We start from the raw sequence: 19,958 nt of genomic DNA, 5'->3' as shown, positions 1-19,958 counted from the left end.
TCCACATGGCAGCCTAAAGTCAAAAACGCCTATCAGTCGCCTCGCCCTGATCGAGGACAACCTGTTGAAGCTCCACATCTAGGGCATGCGAAAATAGAAAATAACGGGCAAAAAGATGCGCCTTTTCCGACTCCGAGCCTAGATGGTTGAAAGCCTCGAAGTACTCCTTCGTCCGCTCGAGGAGATCTCCCGCATAAAGCGCCAACGGCTGTGACACGGTGACCCTCGGGCGCGCCTTGACCTTCGGCGTCTCAGGTCCACTCTTGGCCATCTCAGATTATCGGCTTAATTCCGGTGCCGGTATGCGACAAAGCCGAACAGAGTAGCCGCTGCGACGTTGAAGATTGCCCACAGCTCGCGCGGCAAATGAACCGGCATGAACGGGTTGAAGATCGCTGCCGCTCCAAACAGCGCCCAAGCCAGGGTGCGATTTTCAGGGCCTGATCGCCACACCATGGCTCCGCAGTAGATCCCGGCGAAAAAGACCACCACGCGGAGGAATTGGTAATAGCCGTACGGCCATGGCGCTACCGCCAGCAGCGAGGCAATAGCTACACAGATGCAGACCAACCGGACCGTTCCGGCCGGCGTCGAAAAGCATTATTTTCAGCAAACTTGATCCTCAAACGCCCAGCACGGTTGTTAGTGGAGTTTCGGCGCCCGCCATATATTTGAAAAGCCAGATTGCCCAAGTGATCGGCCAAATGAACGCCAACATCGCATCCAGGCTCAAGTTAATCAGGATTTTTACGACCACTGATGCATGGCCCTGCCATGTGTCGACGACATTCATCACGTAGGTGATCGGCCCGCCCAGCATGAAGAGGAGGCCCAGCGGAGCTGACATGATGTTCTTCAGCATGTTTGTGTCCCTCAGAAAGGCGTGACCTTCAGTGACAGTGATACGCGCCGGTCTTATGGTTGGTATGGCAACCGTTGGCATCAGTGCCGCCACTGTGTGCAAACGCGCCGGTCGCGCAAGCGATTATTGCAGCGGCCATAGCCGCGAGAAATGTTGTTTTCATTTTATTGCCCTCCCAAAGTATTTCAGACAGAGCACTATTGCCGGTCGGGCACAAGCTGCTCGTGGCACTGTGAACACAAATAGGATAGATGCTCCTCTGTGCAGGCCAAGATCGGGCGAGGAGAATACTTTGGATGGATTGCGATTGATGCACGTCCCGTTGGCGATCCTGCTGACATGGCCAAGGGTGGCGACGGCAAATGAATGCCTCTCGAAGTACACCAAGACCGACGTCTGCGCCTACGCAAAAAAAATGCAAACCGAAATGGCTCCAGCATTGCCCATGCTGATCAGTTCGAACATCTCCGTTCGGAGCATCATCGCAATCGGGCCAAGGATCGTTTTCAACGCCACCTGGGCTCAGACCGATGCGGAAGTAGACGCCAAATTGTTGGCTGCTGGCGTCTCGCGGCCGGTCTATGTCCAGAAGATCGATGAAATGACCAAAAACTATGTCTGTCGTGCGGAGGAACTATCTGCCTTCGTTCGCCTGGGCGGTGAGATCCAGTACACGTATACGACTGTGGATAATTTCCCAGTCGCGAACCCGCTCGTAGCACTCTGTCCTTAGAGCATCGCAGCACGGCTCATGACATGACTAGTCGCGGCCGATCAACCAGTTGATCAGCAGCCATGATCATTTGTTGGAACTCAATTGAGCCTGATCCGCACTAGCAAGTGGATAGAAGTGAATGTGCGGTTGCCCTTTAGCTCTACTATGCATAGAAACCACTCTGCCGGGGGGCGTAAAGTTGGGGTTGTGAGTGCGTGGGCTCTAAATTCGAAAAACTAAATAAGTTGCGTGACTCACTGCGAGAATCCAACCACGATTTTCGGGCGAGCACTCAGCTATTCAACAGCCTGGACCCTGCCAAGATCGACGGCGACCTGGATGTCATTAACCGCGGAAAGCAGCGCGGCGAGGTGAACCAACCCCCGAAAACGGCAAAGAATCTCGACGATGTCGAACATGCCATCGTGGAACGCGTTGAGGATGAGAAGAAGGCTGCGCATCACACTCTTGAGGACAACCTGCAACTCCTTGGAGGTCGTCTTGCCGGCCTCGATTTCGAGGAACAATTCGGTCTAATCCGTCAGACGAATGCCGCTAGCGTTTCGGACTTCAAAGCCTCGGTCGCCGTGGGCCTCGATGAACTTCACGGCCTGAGAAGGGCCCTGAACGACGCCGAAAAAGAGCATGCATGGTTTAAGGAGAAGCACGGTCTCGTTCGTGCCGCGCGTGTGCAGCACGGTGCCGCTCACATTTTCCGGCTATCGCTTCTGCTATTTCTGTTTCTGGTCGAGACAGCGATGAACGGCAACTTCCTGGCCAAGGGCAATGAGCAGGGATTTTTTGGTGGCATCCTTGAGGCTGCGGCATTCTCTTTCATCAACATCGGGGCGGCTTTGCTCCTGGCGGTTTTCTGCGCTCGTCTCGTCACCCATCGGTCGTTTTTCGTAAAATTCGTTGGGATCATTTCAATCCTTTTCTATATCGGCTTGGCGATTTCGATAAACTTGGCGCTAGCGCACTACCGTGAGGTCAGCGGCTCGCTCGCTGACGGCGCCGGCGCTGAGGTCATCCGTAATATGCTCGCCAATCCAGCGGGTCTCACGGACATCAAGTCCTGGTTGCTGTTTGCGATCGGCCTGATGTTTTCGCTTTTCGCTTTTATCGACGGCTGGTTCGTGCTCGACCCTTACCCAGGCTACACTGGCGTTGAAAATCGGCTCGTTCGACGGCGCGATGACTACATCGATCGAAAGAAGGAACTGATCGAAGAGCTGCAGGATGTCCGCGACGACCACAACGAAAAAGTGGAGGAAATCGTCAAGCAGCTTGGTAGTCGCCGGCGCGAGCACCGCGCGATTGTCGATCATCGATCGAGGCTTCTGGCTCTTTTTGCGCAGCATCAAGACCAATTGGAGCGAGCCTGCAATCAGCTTTTGTCGATGTATCGGGAAGCCAACATCCAGGCGAGGACCGAGCCGGCGCCCAAGCATTTCGGAACGCCCTACAAACTTGATCGCATCAAGCCATACGTCACCGGCGAGCGGGAGTGGAATGAGGGAGATGTTGGCGCATCAATTCGCCAGGCGCAGGAGGAACTCAACGAGCAGGTTCGTCTGATTGGTCAGGAATGCGAACGGGGAATTGAGCAGTACCGAGATCTTGATAAGCTTCACCCGGACAGCGTGAATGTCTAGGCGAACCCGCAGACGCAAGAAAGGCAATGCGGGTACCATTGCCGCGGCCATTGCCCTTGGTGTGCTATCCGTTGCGATGTTGGCCGGCTTCGGCTGGATGTGGACCAGGTCTGGCAATGGCCATATCGACGCCAACACGAATTGCCCATTGGACGGACCCTCCAGCCTGACCGCCGTCCTCATCGACGCCACTGATCCAATTTCGGCAACGACGATGGCTGATCTCAAGAACGAGTTCCGAAAGACCATTGGGCAGGTCGAGCCGGGTGGGTATGTGAGGATTTATACCCTGAGCTCGGCGCCTGGTGAGCTGACGGTGATGTTCGATGGATGCAATCCCGGTGATGGGTCGACCGTCGATAGTTGGACCAACAATCCTGCGCGGCGTCAAAAGAAGTGGGAAAACGCCTTCGGCGATCCTTTGAACAAACTTCCCGATGAAATCCCGAATGCGGCTTCCGCGAGCCAATCTCCGATCATGGCTGGAATTCAGAAAATCAAGCTGTCGCTCTTCGATAGCAGCTTGGCCAAACAGGGCAGTCCCAAGCGATTGGTGGTCGCCTCTGACATGATCGAGCATACGACGATTTACTCGCAGTACCGATCGGGACTGGATTACCAAAAATACCTCAACAGCGCCGCCGACCGCACATATGGGACGTCGCTGGATGGGGTGGGCATCACAATTCTTTATATCGATCGGGCAAAGAAGCCATTTCAGACCCTGGATCACGCGGAGTTCTGGACACATTGGGTCCAGAACCATCACGGCGAGTTCGAAAAGCTGGTTGGCTTGGATGGGTTAAACTGATGGCGAGAGCGCACGACAAACCTTTGCTGGATCATCCACGTCTGCCGGTCGTGGTTTTCGCGGCATTGACACTCGGCGGGTGTGTATTCATCGCCATTGCAAAACTCTCAGGCGTAAATCCGATCGTCGCGGCGGTAGCACCGGCCTGCCTGATGTTTTTCTATCTCGGGGTTTCGATCTTTGCTGGAAAGCTACAACTGCACGACGAGCAGACCGGCGATAACCTCTACTATATGGGCTTCCTGTTCACCCTGACGAGCCTTGGGGTCTCGCTGTTTCAGTTTGGAACGGAAGGCTCAACCGACACGATCGTCCAAAATTTTGGCATCGCGATCACGTCGACGATCACCGGTATTGCTCTGAGGGTTTTCTACAATCAGATGCGGCGCGATCCCGCGGACATTGAGCGAACGGCGAGGCACGAACTTGCCGACATGACACGGCGTGTAAGAGCCGAGATGGAAAGCGTAACCAGGGAGTTCGCCGACTTTCGTCGTGTCAGCCATCAAATGCTCGAAGAGGGCTTTGCAGAGATTGCCGAGCAAGCGGCACGCAATGGGGAGCACATTCGATCTGCCCTGGACAATATTGCCATGGAATCGATCAAGCCTGTCCAAGAGGCGTCTGCCAAGCTCAGTGACGCGTTGCAGCACAATTTCGGGCAAGTCGAAACCCAGTTTGCTTCGATAGCGAACCGCGTTGGAGCTGCAGCGGATTTGCTGGATAAAGCCAACAGCTCGATGTCCAACTCTGTTGGAAAGCTCGGTAATCAAGCCGACAATATGGCTGCCAAGCTGGAAAAGGTGGTTGTTCCTGATGAGGTGCTGAAGAACGATCTGGCGCCGATGGTCAAGCTCCTGGGTAATGCTGTCGCACAATATGCGATAAAAACCGAAACAGCCTCGCAAGAGCAGCAAACGCGGATGACCGGTCTTGCCGACGCAGTGATCAAGGTGGCGACTGGAGTGGAGAGAGCGGCAGCGGCCGCAGAAAAGACCGCAGAAACTGTCCAAGCGCAGCAGCGTTTGACTGAGGAGTTCATGGCTGTGATGCAGAAACACAGCAATGAAACACGCGGCCTCGTCGCAACCCTTACACAACATAGCCTCCCGGCCGTGCGCACTCCCCAGCCTCTGAGCAATGCGATAGCGAACGATGTCGAGCGAGTGGCGGCACCTTCCACTGTTGCCTCCCCTGTGGAGACGCCAATCAAGGTTTCGGATGACACGGAGGGCGACACCTTCCGATCGTTAAGCAGTCCGGCGGAGGTGGAGAAGGGTGAACCGCCAAAGAGAGCAAGTTGGTGGGGCAGGTGAGTGAGGTTAGCGGAACAGCCATTACGTTTGAGCGCAAGGGCTATGGCCGCGGCCTGATACTCGGCCTGACGATGGCTGAGACGATGCTGCTTCTCGTTTTCTGCCTTTTGCTTGCTGCAGGCGCGCTCATCGCCAAGACAAAGAAAGAGGCTGCGGCAGCGCAGAAGATTGCGCAGTCCCTCAATGAGAACGCTCGCAAGCTTGACGAGGAAAACAAGCGGTTGCTGGCTCAGCTGAATGCCATGGTCAAGCCTGCAAGTCGACGCAATGTACCAGATCAAGAATGGCGTGAATTGGTCCGGGCCAAAGAGGCCGCAGAGGCAATCAAAAAAGTGGGACTGACCCTTGAGGAAGCGGTGAAAAGCGCGCCGGCCGCCAAAGTCCTCTCTGACAACGACGTCGACGTTGATCAGGCCAAAGCCATGATCGAGAAGATGAAGGTTCTGCGCGAGCTCGGCTACGTTGGCACGGGCAAGACGTCCAAGGATCTTGCTGACGCACTGAAGAAGGCAAGGAACGAGGCCTCTGCTGACAAGCCACACGATTGGCCACCGATCATCAGTCTTAGCGAGCTCGATGGCTATAATTTCGATACTGGAAGTGCGGAGCTTTCCGGTGGCTTCAAAACGAAGTTGCGGCAGATGTCGAAGACCATTGCTGGAATTGCAACTTCCTATGGTGTGGACGTCATTGAGGTGATTGGCCACACGGACGAGCAGGCGATGTCCGGTGACTCATCGAATATGGACAGAGGCCTTCAGCCCGTACTGGCGCGCAAGATGGACATTGGCACACTCCATCCTGCCGACAATGCCGGGCTTGGATTAGCGCGAGCGATCTCCGTCACAGGCATCCTGCGCGATATGCCGGAACTGAAAGGCTTCACCATCCTGCCAATGTCCGGCGGCCAGTTGATATTGCCTGGCGACCGGCTCACCGACGGCGCACAGGCCGGCGACGTCAAGGCGAGGAGGCGAATTGAGATCAGGGTCAGGCAACGTTCGCGAGAGACAGATATTGGACTGGTTCCGGTACCAAAGTTGTGAGGCGAACTGCCCTTGGGTTTCGCTCACAGGGCTTGGGGGGGATTGCGGGGATGGGGTTTTACGTTCGAAAATCGATTAGTGCGGGACCTTTCCGCTTTAACTTCTCGTCTGGCGGGGTTGGCGCGTCCGTTGGCGTGCAAGGTCTTCGTATCGGGACTGGCCCACGAGGGCATTATATTCATGCAGGCGTCGGCGGTCTCTACTACCGAGGCACTTTGGGAAAGCGCAGCGCCAAGCAGACGCTGCAACTGTCTGAATTCCCATCTGGGCCAAAGCCCCATCCAACATCCTCACCCGTGGAATATGTCAGCGGTGGCGTCGTGATGAGAGAAATCGAGTCCGCCGATGTGATCGAGATGCGTGATGAGACATTTGCCAATGTGCTTGATGAAATCAATGCGAGGCAATCGCAGACGCGAATGTCGCTCATCCTGGCCGTGCTGTTTGGGATCGCCGGATTGATCGCAGGCGCAATGCTGGGAGGTGGGGTGGCGCTGATCGGTATTGCTGCCTTTTTGCCGGGCATGCTTATTGGCAACTGGTTGGACAGCTACCGCCGGGTGAGCGTGCTCTACTATGATTTGGAGCAGGACGCGGAGGCGGCCTACGGGCGACTTGTCGCCGCCTTTGACACGCTCACACGCTGCGCGGCGAGTTGGCATGTCGCGGCTGGTGGCAAGATAGAGGATCTGACGACTTGGAAGCGCAATGCGGGAGCCACGATGTTGGTCGATAAAAAGTCGACGACGCTCCAAGCTTCCTTGCCGACGGTTGTTCGCAGCAATGTCACACCACCGTCGATACACGTCGGCCGGCAAATCCTTTATTTCATGCCAGACATGATTTTGGTGAAGGACGGAAACCAGTACGGTGCCGTTGGGTATGGAGACCTCAGGACGCAATTTGCCCCCAGCAATTTTATTGAGACCGGCAAAGTTCCATCTGATGCTGAGATCGTGAGCTATACCTGGGCTCATCCCAATAAGAATGGCGGACCCGACAAACGCTTCAGAGATAATCGGCAGATCCCTGTCTGTCGCTACGAAGCCTTGCGGTTTTCTAGCCCATCCGGGCTCAACGAGCTGGTGGAATTTTCCAAGACAAACGTCAGCCAGCCCTTTTGCCAGGCTCTATTGGCACTCGCGCAAATGCACCGAAACGCTGGTGGCCAGTCCGGCTTGCTGAAAGCGCGCTAAGGAATTGGCTTGGTCAGCAAATGCCTTCGCACGGAATTCCGTCGCCGTCCCGGTCCAATTTGGGTCCCCAGCTACAGTTATTGAGATACCAGCGCGCCTCATCGCATGAGGAGATTTGCTTACAATAGCGACGCGGTTGACACGAATAGCTCTGAGCTATTTGGCGACGGCCTGTAAGGCCGTAGGATGTGTCATTACCGGGTTTATTGTTGGCTGCATGTGTTGCTCGCCAATCCCAAGGGGCTGTGAAAGTGCCAACCCAGATGCCAATCTTGGCCCTTTGGGCATCTGCCTGTTGTGACGCGTAACTACCATGGCTGTATCGAGGCCAATCCAGGGCATAACCCTGTTCGACCATCCAAGACGCAATGCTAGCACCGTCCGCCCGCTGACAATCACCAACGAAGCGGTTGTAACGATCCCACGAAACAAAGTTGCACTGGATGGGTCGGGATTGACTGAGGAAGATGTCCAGTGCTTCTGCGGATTTGCGGCCGCATGGGTATTCTTGCCCGCTTGCGTCGCTGCAGTTTTGGCTGCTTTCAGGTGCGTCGATGCCATTGAAACGAATACGCTGTCCGTGGATCTCGATCGTGTCCCCGTCAACGATGGACGCTACGCCGACGATAGGCTTCGGTTTTGACCCGAGTGCGCTTGCTGTATTGGGTCCCGCGATCTGGTTGCCCCACCCTGTAAAGTAGGAGGTGACATAAGCGCCCACTGCTAGCGTGATCACCAGGATCGCGGCTAATGATTTATGTGAAAAGAAACGCTTGCGCATAATTGAAACCCGGCCGCGTCTTGGCCGCGAGCTGCGGCGATGGGAATAGCGATCGCGATTCAATTTTCGATCCTTTGCGAAGCTGCCAAATGTTTTGCTAGCGCGTCTTTGACTTCTTGGCTGCTGCTTTCTTGGGCGCGGCTGCTGTGCGACCGAGGCCAATCGATTTTGCCAATCTGGAGCGATTGGCTGAATAGTTAGGCGCGACCATGGGGTAATCGTTGGAGAGGCCCCATTTTTGGCGATAGGCGTCGGGCGTCAGTCCAAAATGCGTGTTCAAGTGTCTCTTGAGGGACTTGAACTTTTTGCCGTCTTCGAGGCAGACGATGTAGTCTGGAGTGACTGAGCGCTTGGGGTTGACCGCGGGAACTTGGTCGGGTTTTTCCGGTTCGGACGGCTGGCCGATACGCGCTAATGACGAATTGATGCTGGCAATAAGGTCCGGCAATGAGGAGACCGGCACTGAATTCTTGCTCACATAAGCCGCAACGATATCGGCGGTAAGCTCCATCAGCGCGGTGGCCGTATTTTGGATTTCGTCAGTCACTTCATGGCTCCGGACTTCTGCAGTGAAATCCCGATCTATTACTTATCGGCTAAAAAAACCAGTAGAGGGAGGATACTAAATGCCAGGCGCTAATAGTGATGAATGTTAAAGCGCCAATCAGAATGCGGAACCACGAGAGACGGTGGATTGATTGGGCGCGGCGTTTTCTTTGTATGACCAGGAAAGCGGCTTGAGGCTCACAGGCGGATGCATTTAGATTTGGACGAGTAGGACCTACGCATGACATTTTCGAAAGACCCGCCGCCGGAGGTTAAGCCCCAGAAGGATAAGGCAAAGACTGGATCTGAATTGGACCGCGTTCCAAGTGCGGGAGCCATTCGGGTCCGCAACGGACTCTCTGTGTCAGAAAAAGACATTGTGGAGGCGGCTAAATACGGGGGCAGGGAGCGAGAATCCTCGTCGGATAGCGACTAGGCAAAGGGGGCCAAGAATGCAGGCTCTGACCCATATCACACGTCGCAATATTGGACGGTGTCCAGAAGTGATCGCAGTCGTTTCTAATTGAACACGGCTGTTTTTTCTTGCGCGAACGCTCTACGCGGGCTCTAGCTGGTTCTCCTTTCAAAGGGGATGTAAGTCTTGGACGTAAAACAGTCAGTCTTCCAAAGCGATCTCCCTCTAAAGGAGAAACTCGAGCGCGCCAGGATGGAGTTGCTCGATCTTTCCGCCCGCAATCGACTTTTGAATGTGCCGCGGTTTTCCAAGAGCGCGAAGACGATCGATATCGTCGATGAGAAGTCGTCCGAAATTTATCGATTGCTGGTGACCGAAGGAAAGGCTTTTACCTTCCTGGCCGGCAAGCCCGATAGGCCGAAAGCGGGCCAGGATGAAAGCAGCCCTCCAGACGAAGAGATCGACTATTCCCCCGTCGCTCTCGCCCAACCAGAGGACGATGGAGTCGATAACAGAGGGATATCCGCGCGGCACTCGGACACCAAGCTGCAGACGCGTATGACCCCAACTGGGCTGCAGCGGCGGCTCCTTGATCTCTACCATGATGCCCGCACACTCGAGGAAGAGCAGGGCGTCAATATCCTCTTTCTGGCCCTTGGAATGCTGAAGTGGATTGACCCGAACAACAAAGAGAACATCCGTCAGGCCCCCCTCATTTTGGTGCCGGTTCGGCTTGAGCGAGGGGCCGCTGGAGAAAAATTCCGCCTACGAGCCCGGCCGGAAGATCTTACCGCAAACCTCTCCTTGGAACTCTATCTCGACCGCATTCACAAGCTCGCTCTGCCGCGTTTTGAGGTGGGAGATGACTTCGACGTCTCGGCCTATCTCGATGCCGTTGCCGAAGCAATTTCGACCAAAGAGGGTTGGGAGGTGCTTCGCGACGATATGGTGCTCGGCTTCTTCTCGTTTGCGAAGTTCTTGATGTACCGTGATCTGGATCCGGATCTCTGGCCCGATGGCGCAAAGATTATCGAACAACCGAAGATCCGCTCGCTTCTTTCAGATGGTTTCGAAACACGCGAGCCGCTTATGTCGGACGACATAGCGATTGATCCGCACATTGCGCCCGCCGAAATGTTGCATATCGTCGACAGTGACAGTTCTCAGACACTGGCGATCCATGACGTCAGAAAAGGTCGCGACCTCGTTATCCAAGGTCCGCCTGGGACAGGAAAATCGCAGACGATCGCAAACATTATTGGGTCGGCCGTTGCCGACGGAAAGACCGTGCTGTTCGTGGCCGAAAAGATGGCAGCGCTGGAGGTCGTCAAGCGACGGCTTGACACTGCTGGGGTGGGGGACGCCTGCCTTGAGCTGCATAGTAACAAGGCGAACAAGCGCATGATGCTAGAGGAGCTGCGGCGAACCTGGCAACTCGGATCGCCCAGGGGCCAGCTTCCTTCTTCCCTAACTGATCGCTTGCTGGAGGCTCGCGATAAACTCAACGCACATGCTGCACGAATGCACGTTGCGTTCGGAGCGTCCGAACTCACTCCTTATCAGGTTCTCGGCCAGCTAACCCGACTAAGGCAGGTCGGTCAGAAACCAGTGGACATCGAACTTACGGATGCCACAAGCTGGACAACTGACGGCGTTTCGCAACGTCGCAAATTGCTCGATGAGGTCTCTCAGCGGATCAACGAGATCGGCTTGCCGATCCACCACCCGTGGCGGGGAGTTGGCCTGGATGTCGTTCTTCCAACGACCATTGAGAGGCTCGTCCCACGCATCGCGGCGTTGCTGGACCAAGCCAAGGCACTGCACGCCAAACTGGTCGGTATCGCTGAGCGGATCAAGGCCGAGCCTCCGAAAATTCTCAGCGACAGCGGCGAGATAGAAGATCGCGCTGAGCTTCTCGCGTCCGCGCCTGGACTTCCTGCCGAGGCGCTCGTCTCGCCGGTATGGGATGAGCGTCCGAAAGACATTTCATCGCTTCTCTGGTCAGGAACGGATTTCGCCCGCAAGTCCGAGGAACTTTCGGAGCAGTTGGCGGCAACGGCTATCGACACGCCAATTGAAGGTCTCGAGACAGAGCTTGCAAAGCTTCCCTCGGAATTTCCGAAAGATGGTTTCCATCGTGCGCGACAGCTCACCATTCTGCTCCCACGCTTGAGGGAAGAAGCTGAGCGCCTGAATCAGGAACTCGGATCGGCGATATTGCCAGACACGTTGGCAGGCTTGCTCAGGCTGGCCGTGACCGGCGAGCGAGTAGCGGCAGCACCTGACGCAAGTCCGGAGGCCTTCGCAGCCACCGTTTGGGACTCCGGACTTGAGCAGGCAGGCGACCTTGCCGACAGCGTAGCGACGCTTGAGGCTGCCAGAGCCGACCTTCAGGGCAAGGTTGTTGACGCGGCGTGGAGCACCGAGGTGGCCGCGGCGCGGCAGGCGCTCGCCACACACACGGGAATATTGAAAGCATTGAACGGCGACTACCGTCGCGCCACAGCACTTGCGCGGACTATTGTGGTCGACCCTAGCGCGCCTGCGACGCAGATAGTTGGTCTCCTCGACCTTTTGATGAAGGGTCAGGCTGCCGCAGCAAGAGTCCGCGAAGGCGACGCTTTTGGCCGTTCCGCCTTCGGGGCAGATTGGCGTGGGGAGCGATCGGCTTCCGCGCCACTGCTCGCGCTAGTGGAGTGGATGCGGACTCTACGAGGGCTAGGCCCCGAACCTCGGATTATCGCCGGCCGGATGGCGGAACGCTCCGAGGCCGGTGCGCGTGCAGCGCGCGTTCGCAAGGTTATCGAAATCGGTCGGCCAATTATCGAAGGTTTCTGGAACGATCTCGGGCACCTCGCGTCATCCATGCTAGGCGACGTGGCTTCCGCCGAGCGGGCCTCGCTGCAACTGATGGAAGCGAAGGCGAGCACTGTAGCTCAAGCCGATGATGCGTCACGACAGGTTCTGACTGACGTTCCGGATCTAATCACTGAGCGGGTGGAGCTACTGCGCCGACTAGGCAGACTACAAGCACTTGCTCAAGGGATCGATGCGGGAGAGAGCCTTGGCAAGTTCGTATTCGGCTCGTCGTGGCACGGTCGAGGATCCGATTGGGCCGCTCTCACGCAAGCCGAGCTTTGGCTGAAAGAAAATGGCTCGATCCGACATCTGGCTGCGCGGTTGCCTGAAAGAATCGAGATCGCAAACTCGGCACGTTCAGCACGTGAAGCGGCCCAAGCGGCAGCGCGGGAATTGAAGGCGCTTACAGGGGATTTGAAAGCCGATGCTCCCTCCTTGTTTGGAGTAGTCGATTTTCCGGACGTCGCGATAGGCGAGGTCGTTTCTCGGCTGCAGGGTTGGCTCGATCATCAGGAGCAGCTCTCGAAATGGGTTGCCTATGAAGAGCGATCCGAAACGGCCCGAAAGGCTGGACTGGGACAGTTGATAGACGGCCTAGCCAACGGCCAGATTACAACAGGATCGGCTCGATCAGTTTTTGATATGGCCTACTACGAACGAATGTTTCTGGCGATGGCGACCGATGAGCCGGAGCTGGCAAGGTTCGACGGGGAACTGCATTCCAGGGCTGTACGTGACTTCGCAGATCTGGACCGCCAGCGCATCAAGGCCGGCGCCATCGAAGTTGTAACGGCTCATCACCGGAAAATTCCTTCAAGAGACGGCGGAGCTGGACCTGTCGGACTGCTTCGTTCTGAGATGGCGCGCAGACGAGGCCACATGCCCATCCGGCAATTGATGCAGAAGGCAGGCCCTGCCATCCAGGCGCTGAAGCCAGTGTTCATGATGAGCCCGCTTTCGGTGGCGCAATTCCTGTCGCCCGGCCGGATGTCCTTCGATCTGCTCGTGATGGACGAGGCGTCTCAGATCCAGCCCGTGGACGCACTTGGCTCGGTCGCCAGGGCCAGTCAGGTGGTCGTCGTTGGCGACGAACGCCAACTGCCACCCACGACATTCTTCGCGAAGATGACAGGCTCGCAGTCTGAAGATGACGAGGGTGAGGGCGCGCAGGTCGCCGACATTGAAAGCATCCTCGGCCTGTTCACGGCCCGCGGCTTGCCGCAGCGTATGCTGCGCTGGCACTACCGTAGCCGTCACCAATCTCTAATCGCAGTATCGAACAGCCAGTTCTACGAGAACCGGCTTTTCATCGTGCCAAGCCCTTATACCCAAGAGGCAGGTATGGGGTTGCGGTTTCATCATGTGCCGGAGGGGGTCTTCGATTCCGGCGGCACAGGAACCAATCCGGTAGAGGCGAGAGCAGTAGCGGAGGCGATCATCCGTCATGCGAAGGTGAACCCGCAAGAGACTCTAGGCGTTGCAACATTTTCGGTTAGCCAACGCCGCGCGATCCAGGATGAACTCGAAGCGCTGCGGCGACTAAATCCCGACACCGAGGAATTCTTTCACGCTCATCCAAGCGAGCCATTCTTCGTCAAGAACCTCGAAAATGTTCAAGGCGATGAGCGCGACGTGATCATGATCTCGGTGGGGTATGCCAAGAATGCCCAGGGATACATGGCCATGCGTTTCGGCCCTCTTGGCGCGGAAGGCGGCGAGCGTCGGCTCAACGTCCTCATAAGCCGCGCCAAGCGCAGCTGCGAAGTATTCGCGTCCATCACAGACGAGGACATCGACCTGGAGCGTGGCAAAGGGAAAGGCATCTTCGCCTTCAAGCTCTTCTTGCACTACGCGAGAACAGGGCGAATTTCGCTTGCCCAAGTCACGGTTCGCGAAATGGATTCAATCTTTGTAGAACAGGTAGCCAACGCGCTGATCGAAATGGGTTATCAGGTTCATGCTCAAGTGGGCATTGCCGGCTTCTTCATCGACCTCGCAGTTGCGGATCCAGAGAGGCCAGGCCGCTATATTCTTGGCATCGAATGCGATGGCGCAGAATATCACTCATCTCGCTCGGCCAGAGATCGAGACCGGCTTCGGCAGTCGGTTCTGGAAGACCATGGTTGGATCATCCATCGCATCTGGAGCGCTGACTGGTTCCAACGGCCTCGTGAGCAGCTGGAGCGAACCATACTAGCGATTGAGGCCGCCAGAAAAGAACTCGATGAGCGGGCCGAATTGGGGGTCCAGAGAAATCGAGCTGTAGCCGTGCAGGTTGTTACGGTCGACCGAGGCAACGTGACGGAAATCGGTCTCGAAAGCACAAACGGATCCGAGACACCCAATCGAGCCTACGAAGAGGCCGAACTAAAGCGACCGGGATCGTTCGAACTCCACGAGACGCCCAGCGGAATCATGGCCGGACTGGTCGAGCAGGTCGTGGCTACAGAAACGCCAATCCATGTCGACGAAATAGTTTCGCGTATTCGGGACGCCTGGGGTCTGCAGCGGGCCGGTGGCAGGATTCAGGATGCAATCGAGCGGGGGGTAAGCATAGCACAGAGAGGTGGTTCAGTAGCCCGTCGAGGCAACTTCTGCTTCAAGCCAGGTGTTCCTGTTCGTCTCAGGGATCGCAGTGGGGTCGTGTCCGCTGGATTGCGCAAGCCCGAAATGATTGCGCAGGACGAGGTCGCCCAAGGCGCTATGGAAGTCGTGAAATCCAACCTCGGTGCGACAGAGGAAGAAATCGCCACAGGCGTTGCCAGGATGCTGGGCTTCAAAGCCACAAGCGCACAATTAAGGCAGCTGATTTCAGCTGGGGTCGCCGATTTGGTTGCCAAAGGAGTGTTACGGTCCCAAGACGGCTTGTTGGTGGCCGGCGAATCCGCGAGCGAGAAATTAGCTGAAGTGTAACGGGGCGCTGCAGCGCCCTCGTTGCAATTTCTGTCGAAGCTCGGAACACCTCTTTTGCTGGCGGAGGCCGAATGGCATTTCGATTCGTACACACGGCCGATATTCATCTCGACTCGCCGCTTCGTTCGCTGGCGATGCGAAATCCCGATCTTGCCGGGCTGGTGGGCGACGCCAGCCGCCAGGCATTCGTTTCGATAGTGGATCTCTGCCTTGAGGAACGTGTGGCCGCGTTGGTCATTGCTGGCGACCTATACGATGGCGACCAGACTTCAATGAAGACAGCGCGGTTCTTGGGCGCGCAGATGACACGCCTGCACCAGGCCGGCATCATGGTTTTCAAGATCCGCGGTAATCATGACGCCCTGTCGCGGATTTCCAAACAGCTGGTATTTCCCGACACCGTTACCATCTTTGGTGGTCGTGCTCAGTCGGTATTGCAGACAGCCGGCGGTCTGGACGTCGTATTCCATGGTTTGAGCTTTGCGAACCCTAAGGCGCCGGACAGCCTGTTAACCAAATATCCGGCGGCTCGTGAAGGGGCCGTCAACATAGGCATCATGCATACCAGTCTGGCTGGATCGCCAGGTCACGACGTTTACGCGCCCTGCAGCATCGCTGACTTGCACGCCCACGGTTTCGACTATTGGGCCCTCGGCCACATCCATGCTCGCCAAGTCCATCCTGGCGCCAGTGCCGTGGTGATGCCGGGAATACCGCAGGGGAGGGATATCAACGAGGCCGGTGAGAAATCAGTCACCCTGGTGACGGTGCGCCACGACCGTTCGGTGGAGATCGAGGAACGGCTGACCAGCGTTGCGCAGTTCGAACGGGTGAGCGTCGACCTTACCGGAGCGGTGGAGTGGCCCGAGGCCGTCGCGCGTGTTCGCTTCGCACTCGAAGAGATGCGGGCAACCGTCCGATCGCGTCATGCTGTGGCTCGCATTGGCCTGACAGGAACGTCACCACTGATGTGGGCGCTGATCCGCGACAGGGACCTCCTTCTTGCCGAAGCCGAACAGGCTGCGGAACAGCTAGGCCATACGTGGGTGGAGAAGCTCGAGCTTGACCTCGCGCCGCCTCGGACGGAGACCGCCGAGGATATTGCTGATCCGATTTTCGAACTCGAGCAATCAATGCGTGCCGATGCCACCTCGGAGGCCTTCCGCGCTGAGGCGAGGGCGTTCGTCCAAAAGATGGTCGCCGACCTTCCGGCCGACGGGCGGGATTTTGCTGGGACGGACGAAGCCGGGCTGGAACAGTTCCTCGATCAGGTGCTTTCCAAGGGCGCGGACTTGGTGACTGCCCGCCTTAAGGCCGGTGGATCGTCATGAGGTTGCGGCGCCTTGACCTCATTCGTTATGGAAAGTTCACCGATCGTTCGATCGACTTCGGACCCAAACCGGAATCCGGACCTGATCTGCATATCGTGTTTGGCCTGAATGAGGCCGGCAAATCGACTGCGCTTTCGGCCTATCTAGACTTGCTGTTCGGCATCGAGGAACGGAGCCGCTACAACTTCCTGCACGAGTACAGTGCCATGCGCATCGGCGGGGTGCTGGAACTGGCCGGCTCCGAACACACGTTCACGCGTACGAAACAGCGCAGTAATTCGCTATTGAATGCGACGGGCCAACCGGTAAGCGAGGTGGCGATCACGGCGCATCTCGCCGGTCTGTCGCGCGACGCCTACACGACGATGTTCTCACTCGATGACGAGACGTTGGAAGCCGGCGGAAAATCTATCCTGGAGTCGCGGGGCGACCTCGGCAAGCTTCTGTTCACGGCCAGCGCCGGTCTTGGGAACGCAAGTGATACGTTGAACGCCCTCGAGGCCGAAGCAGACGCTCTGTATCGGAAGCAGGCGCATGGAACCGAACTGGCGCTGTTGAAGAAGCGCCTTGTTGACGTAAAGTCGCGCAGGGATGCGATCGACACCCTTGCATCAACCTACGAGGGCCTGGAGGCCGAACGTCTCGATGCAGCGCAGCAGTACGGCCGAACCATCAGCGATCGGGCGGTGCTGGTGGCCAGGCTGGATACCTTTGCTCGTTACGTGCGTGCTGCGCCGATGCTGGCGGATATCCGGCGCAAGATTGCCCGGCTGGATCAGCTGCCGGACATCGCCTCCCCAGCCCGGACATCGACGGGAAGTGTCACCGAACTGATCGATGACGATGCCAGCCTCAGAACGCGGCTGTCCGCAAACATCGACGAGACCGAGCGCCTGGCGGAAAAAGTCACTGCGGTCGACGAGGACGAACCGATCCTGTCGATTTCCGAACGCATTCGCGGGCTGGCGGAGAGCAAGGTGCGCCATACCGCGGCTGGCTTTGACTTGCCCACTCGCAGGATGGAGCTGCAAATCCTCAACAACAGCGTGGCGAGCTGCCTTGCCGCCTTGGGCCGATCTTCCGAGGCGGATCCTGGCGCGCTGCTTCTGCCTGCCGTCACCGTTGGCGTCGTTCGCGCCATGGTCGAGCAGAGGTCCGGGATTGCTACCGGGATGCGTGCCGCTCGCGACGAAGCCGCGGCGGCACTCGATGCGCTGCAGGTGGCAAGGCAGCGGGTCGGCGAGGAAAGGGCGGTGCCCGAACCTGCCAGGGCAAGGCTGGGCTCGGCTTTGTCGAAAGCGCGAGCAAGCGGACACCAGGCAGAGATTAGGACGGCTCGCGAGGCGGAAGATGCGGGAACAATCCGATGGAAGGCGGCGCTCGCGCGCTTGCGTCCATGGAACGGAGATGCCCTCGCTCTCGCCAACGTCGCGGTTCCGAGCGCCGGGCAGATTGCCGCCTGGAAGACGGTAGCGTCAGAACTGGCAAGGAACACCGCCGTACTTGCCGAACGCCTTGCTGAATACGAGGGCAACCATGCCATGCTCGCCGCACGATTGGATGCCCTTCGTGCCTCGGGCGACATTGTCGACGATGAAGCGGCTACCGCCATCCGCCGAGTTCGCGATGATGCGTGGGCAACGCACCGCGCAGCGCTGACCGGTGACACCGCTGACGACTTCGCCGTGGCATTGGCGCGCGATGACATTGCCAGCGCAGGCCGGCTGGCCGGCGCGGCGGATCTGGCTGAGATCCGGGCAACTACGCGCGAGCTGGCCGAGGCCGCGGCCAACCTGTCACGCAACGGCATCCAACGCACACAGCTCGGCAAGGATGTGGATACCCAATTGTTGGAAATCCGCGCGGCCGCCAGGGACCTGCTCGGAGACGCCGTGGAACCTTCGTCTGAGCGCCTGATCGAAAGGATCGAGGATCAGATCGAGGCGCGCAGCGATGCGCTCGCTGCCTGGGAGCAGATCGAACTTGCTCGCTTGAAGGCCGAGCGAGCCGCTGACGCCGGCGAGCAGATACGCTTGGAAATGAGAGCAGTGCTGGGAAGCGTCGGCATTGTATCAGAGTCCAACGACACCCTCGAAGCAATCATGGCCATCGCGGAGCCGTTTCTGGATCGGCAGCGCAAGGTGGACGCCGAGTATGCCGAGGCGCTCAGAATGGTGAGCTCCAAAGAAGAGGATCTAGCGGCACGACGGGTTGCAGTAGGTGTGGCGGAGCGTCGCGAGGAGGAATGGCTGGCCGGCATTACCGAAGCACTCAAGGGAACTTGGCTCGAAAGCGGGCTCTCCGCATCCGGCGTCGGCACTGTGCTCGATCAATTGGCCGAACTTTCAAGAAGCCTGCAGGAACGGGACGACCTGCAGCTGCGTATCGACAAGATGGAGGCCGACAGGGCCAATTTTCTGGTCGAGGTCATCGCCGTTGCGGTTGAAGCCGACGAGCCGACGAAGGATACCGACCCGGAGCAGTTGGCCATCCGCCTTGCCGAGCGCCTAGAGCGTGCCGAGCGGACACGTGAAACGAAGGCAAGCCTCGGCAACGACCTGAAGCGCCTCAAGGAGGCGCGCGACATCCTCGACACTGAGATTTTGGCACACGAACGCCGCAAGAACGAGGTGCTGGGCGTCTTTGGTGTCGCCACTCTGCCCGAGGTAGTCGAACGCGATGAGCTGTTGCGTGAGCGCGATGGCTTGCGCACCACCGTCGCCGAACTTGAGGAACGGATAGTGGCGGAGCTCGCGGTCGACGGATTCGAGCAGGCCCGCTCGATCCTGGACGCGATCGATTTCGACGGCCTCGCGGTCGAGAAGGCTGAGGGTGAGCAGCGGCTTCGCCTGTTCGATGAAACCATCCAGCAACAGCTGATCCGGCAGACGCGCGCGGCCGACAAGCTGGACGCCATCGGCGGTGATAGTGCGGTTGCACGCCTGGATGCTGAACGGCGCACAACCCTGCTGGAAATCGAGGAGAAGGCCGTTCGCTACATAGAGCTGAAGCTTGGCATCATGTCGGCTGGCAATGCTTTGCGGATCTACCGTGAGAGCCATCGCTCCGGCATGATGGCGCGCGCATCAGACGCGTTCAAGCTAATGACGCGTGGCCAGTATTCGGGGCTGACAACCCAGCCTGTAAGAGGTGGTGAGGTTCTCATTGCTGTGCAGGGTGACGGGCAATCCAAGGTCACCGAAGCGCTTTCAAAGGGTGCACGATTTCAGCTGTACCTTGCCCTAAGACTCGCCGGTTATTACGAGTTCGCGCAATTTCGGCCCTCGGTCCCATTCGTCGCCGACGACATCATGGAGACGTTCGACCATATTCGCTCGGAGGAGGTTTTCAGGCTGTTCGGAGCGATGGCAAACACAGGTCAGGTCATCTACCTGACGCACCATAAGCATCTATGTGAAATAGCTGAGGCTGTCGTACCGGGAACGAGGATCCATCAACTCGCACAGTAATTTTCTCCGGAATACGTGAACGAACCAGTGAAGGACGCCGAA

14 protein-coding genes are annotated in these 19,958 nt (G+C 57.6%); 9 read left to right on the top strand and 5 right to left on the bottom strand.

Annotated elements, in window-relative coordinates; genetic code table 11:
- Positions 1-285 precede the first annotated feature (285 nt).
- Genes P9272_RS33430 through P9272_RS36130 form a run of 3 tightly spaced genes read right to left on the bottom strand, consistent with a single transcriptional unit; the run spans position 286 to position 1,001 of the window.
- Positions 286-570 (bottom strand): DUF6804 family protein, encoded by a 285-nt coding sequence (locus P9272_RS33430; protein WP_063169433.1) that lies wholly within the window; start codon positions 568-570, stop codon positions 286-288.
- 52 nt (positions 571-622) lie between these two features.
- Positions 623-862 carry a hypothetical protein gene (locus P9272_RS33425; RefSeq protein WP_082826591.1) on the bottom strand — a complete coding sequence of 80 codons (240 nt, stop codon included), beginning with the start codon at positions 860-862 and terminating at the stop codon, positions 623-625.
- Positions 863-890: 28 nt separating this feature from the next.
- Positions 891-1,001 carry a YHYH domain-containing protein gene (locus tag P9272_RS36130; protein ID WP_095770035.1) on the bottom strand — a complete coding sequence of 37 codons (111 nt, stop codon included), beginning with the start codon at positions 999-1,001 and terminating at the stop codon, positions 891-893.
- Positions 1,002-1,154: 153 nt separating this feature from the next.
- Here P9272_RS36130 and P9272_RS33420 point away from each other — a divergent pair, with 153 nt between their 5' ends.
- The 6 genes from P9272_RS33420 to P9272_RS33395 all read left to right on the top strand — a co-directional run bounded on the left by P9272_RS33420 (position 1,155) and on the right by P9272_RS33395 (position 7,601).
- On the top strand, positions 1,155-1,595 hold the full coding sequence (locus P9272_RS33420) for a hypothetical protein (RefSeq protein ID WP_126066778.1): 441 nt from the start codon (positions 1,155-1,157) through the stop codon (positions 1,593-1,595).
- Between the two features lie 197 nt (positions 1,596-1,792).
- A complete protein-coding gene (locus P9272_RS33415; RefSeq protein ID WP_063169430.1) occupies positions 1,793-3,232 on the top strand; it encodes a hypothetical protein in 1,440 nt (479 codons plus the stop codon).
- Positions 3,225-4,043: a hypothetical protein gene (locus P9272_RS33410; RefSeq protein ID WP_063169429.1), complete on the top strand. Its 819-nt coding sequence runs from the start codon at positions 3,225-3,227 to the stop codon at positions 4,041-4,043. The genes P9272_RS33415 and P9272_RS33410 overlap by 8 nt, the downstream gene beginning before the upstream one ends.
- Entirely contained in the window at positions 4,043-5,359 is a 1,317-nt protein-coding gene (locus tag P9272_RS33405) for a hypothetical protein (protein WP_063169428.1), read from the top strand. The genes P9272_RS33410 and P9272_RS33405 overlap by 1 nt, the downstream gene beginning before the upstream one ends.
- Complete coding sequence (locus P9272_RS33400) at positions 5,356-6,405, top strand: hypothetical protein (protein WP_082826712.1); 1,050 nt, start codon at positions 5,356-5,358, stop codon at positions 6,403-6,405. The genes P9272_RS33405 and P9272_RS33400 overlap by 4 nt, the downstream gene beginning before the upstream one ends.
- A 50-nt stretch (positions 6,406-6,455) precedes the next feature.
- Positions 6,456-7,601, top strand: coding sequence for a DUF4236 domain-containing protein (locus tag P9272_RS33395; RefSeq protein WP_095770037.1), 1,146 nt, complete (start codon positions 6,456-6,458; stop codon positions 7,599-7,601).
- A gap of 13 nt (positions 7,602-7,614) precedes the next feature.
- Here the strand turns inward: P9272_RS33395 and P9272_RS33390 are convergent, their stop codons facing one another.
- Together P9272_RS33390 and P9272_RS33385 are read right to left on the bottom strand one after the other, a co-directional pair.
- The gene (locus P9272_RS33390; RefSeq protein WP_127224212.1) at positions 7,615-8,445 is read right to left on the bottom strand and encodes a thermonuclease family protein; all 831 of its coding nucleotides are present in this window, start codon (positions 8,443-8,445) and stop codon (positions 7,615-7,617) included.
- Between the two features lie 34 nt (positions 8,446-8,479).
- A complete protein-coding gene (locus P9272_RS33385) occupies positions 8,480-8,893 on the bottom strand; it encodes a MucR family transcriptional regulator (RefSeq protein ID WP_082826711.1) in 414 nt (137 codons plus the stop codon).
- 636 nt (positions 8,894-9,529) lie between these two features.
- Here P9272_RS33385 and P9272_RS33380 point away from each other — a divergent pair.
- The 3 genes from P9272_RS33380 to P9272_RS33370 all read left to right on the top strand — a co-directional run bounded on the left by P9272_RS33380 (position 9,530) and on the right by P9272_RS33370 (position 19,916).
- The gene (locus tag P9272_RS33380; protein ID WP_063169424.1) at positions 9,530-15,115 is read left to right on the top strand and encodes a DUF3320 domain-containing protein; all 5,586 of its coding nucleotides are present in this window, start codon (positions 9,530-9,532) and stop codon (positions 15,113-15,115) included.
- 71 nt (positions 15,116-15,186) lie between these two features.
- Positions 15,187-16,446, top strand: coding sequence for a DNA repair exonuclease (locus P9272_RS33375; RefSeq protein WP_063169423.1), 1,260 nt, complete (start codon positions 15,187-15,189; stop codon positions 16,444-16,446).
- The gene (locus tag P9272_RS33370; protein ID WP_063169422.1) at positions 16,443-19,916 is read left to right on the top strand and encodes an AAA family ATPase; all 3,474 of its coding nucleotides are present in this window, start codon (positions 16,443-16,445) and stop codon (positions 19,914-19,916) included. The genes P9272_RS33375 and P9272_RS33370 overlap by 4 nt, the downstream gene beginning before the upstream one ends.
- The last annotated feature ends 42 nt before the right edge of the window (positions 19,917-19,958 follow it).

The organism is Mesorhizobium sp. WSM4976 (assembly GCF_029625685.1).
GTDB lineage: Bacteria > Pseudomonadota > Alphaproteobacteria > Rhizobiales > Rhizobiaceae > Mesorhizobium.
The sequence above is the reverse complement of the archived record's forward strand: the minus strand, read 5'-3'. Positions and strand labels throughout refer to the sequence as shown.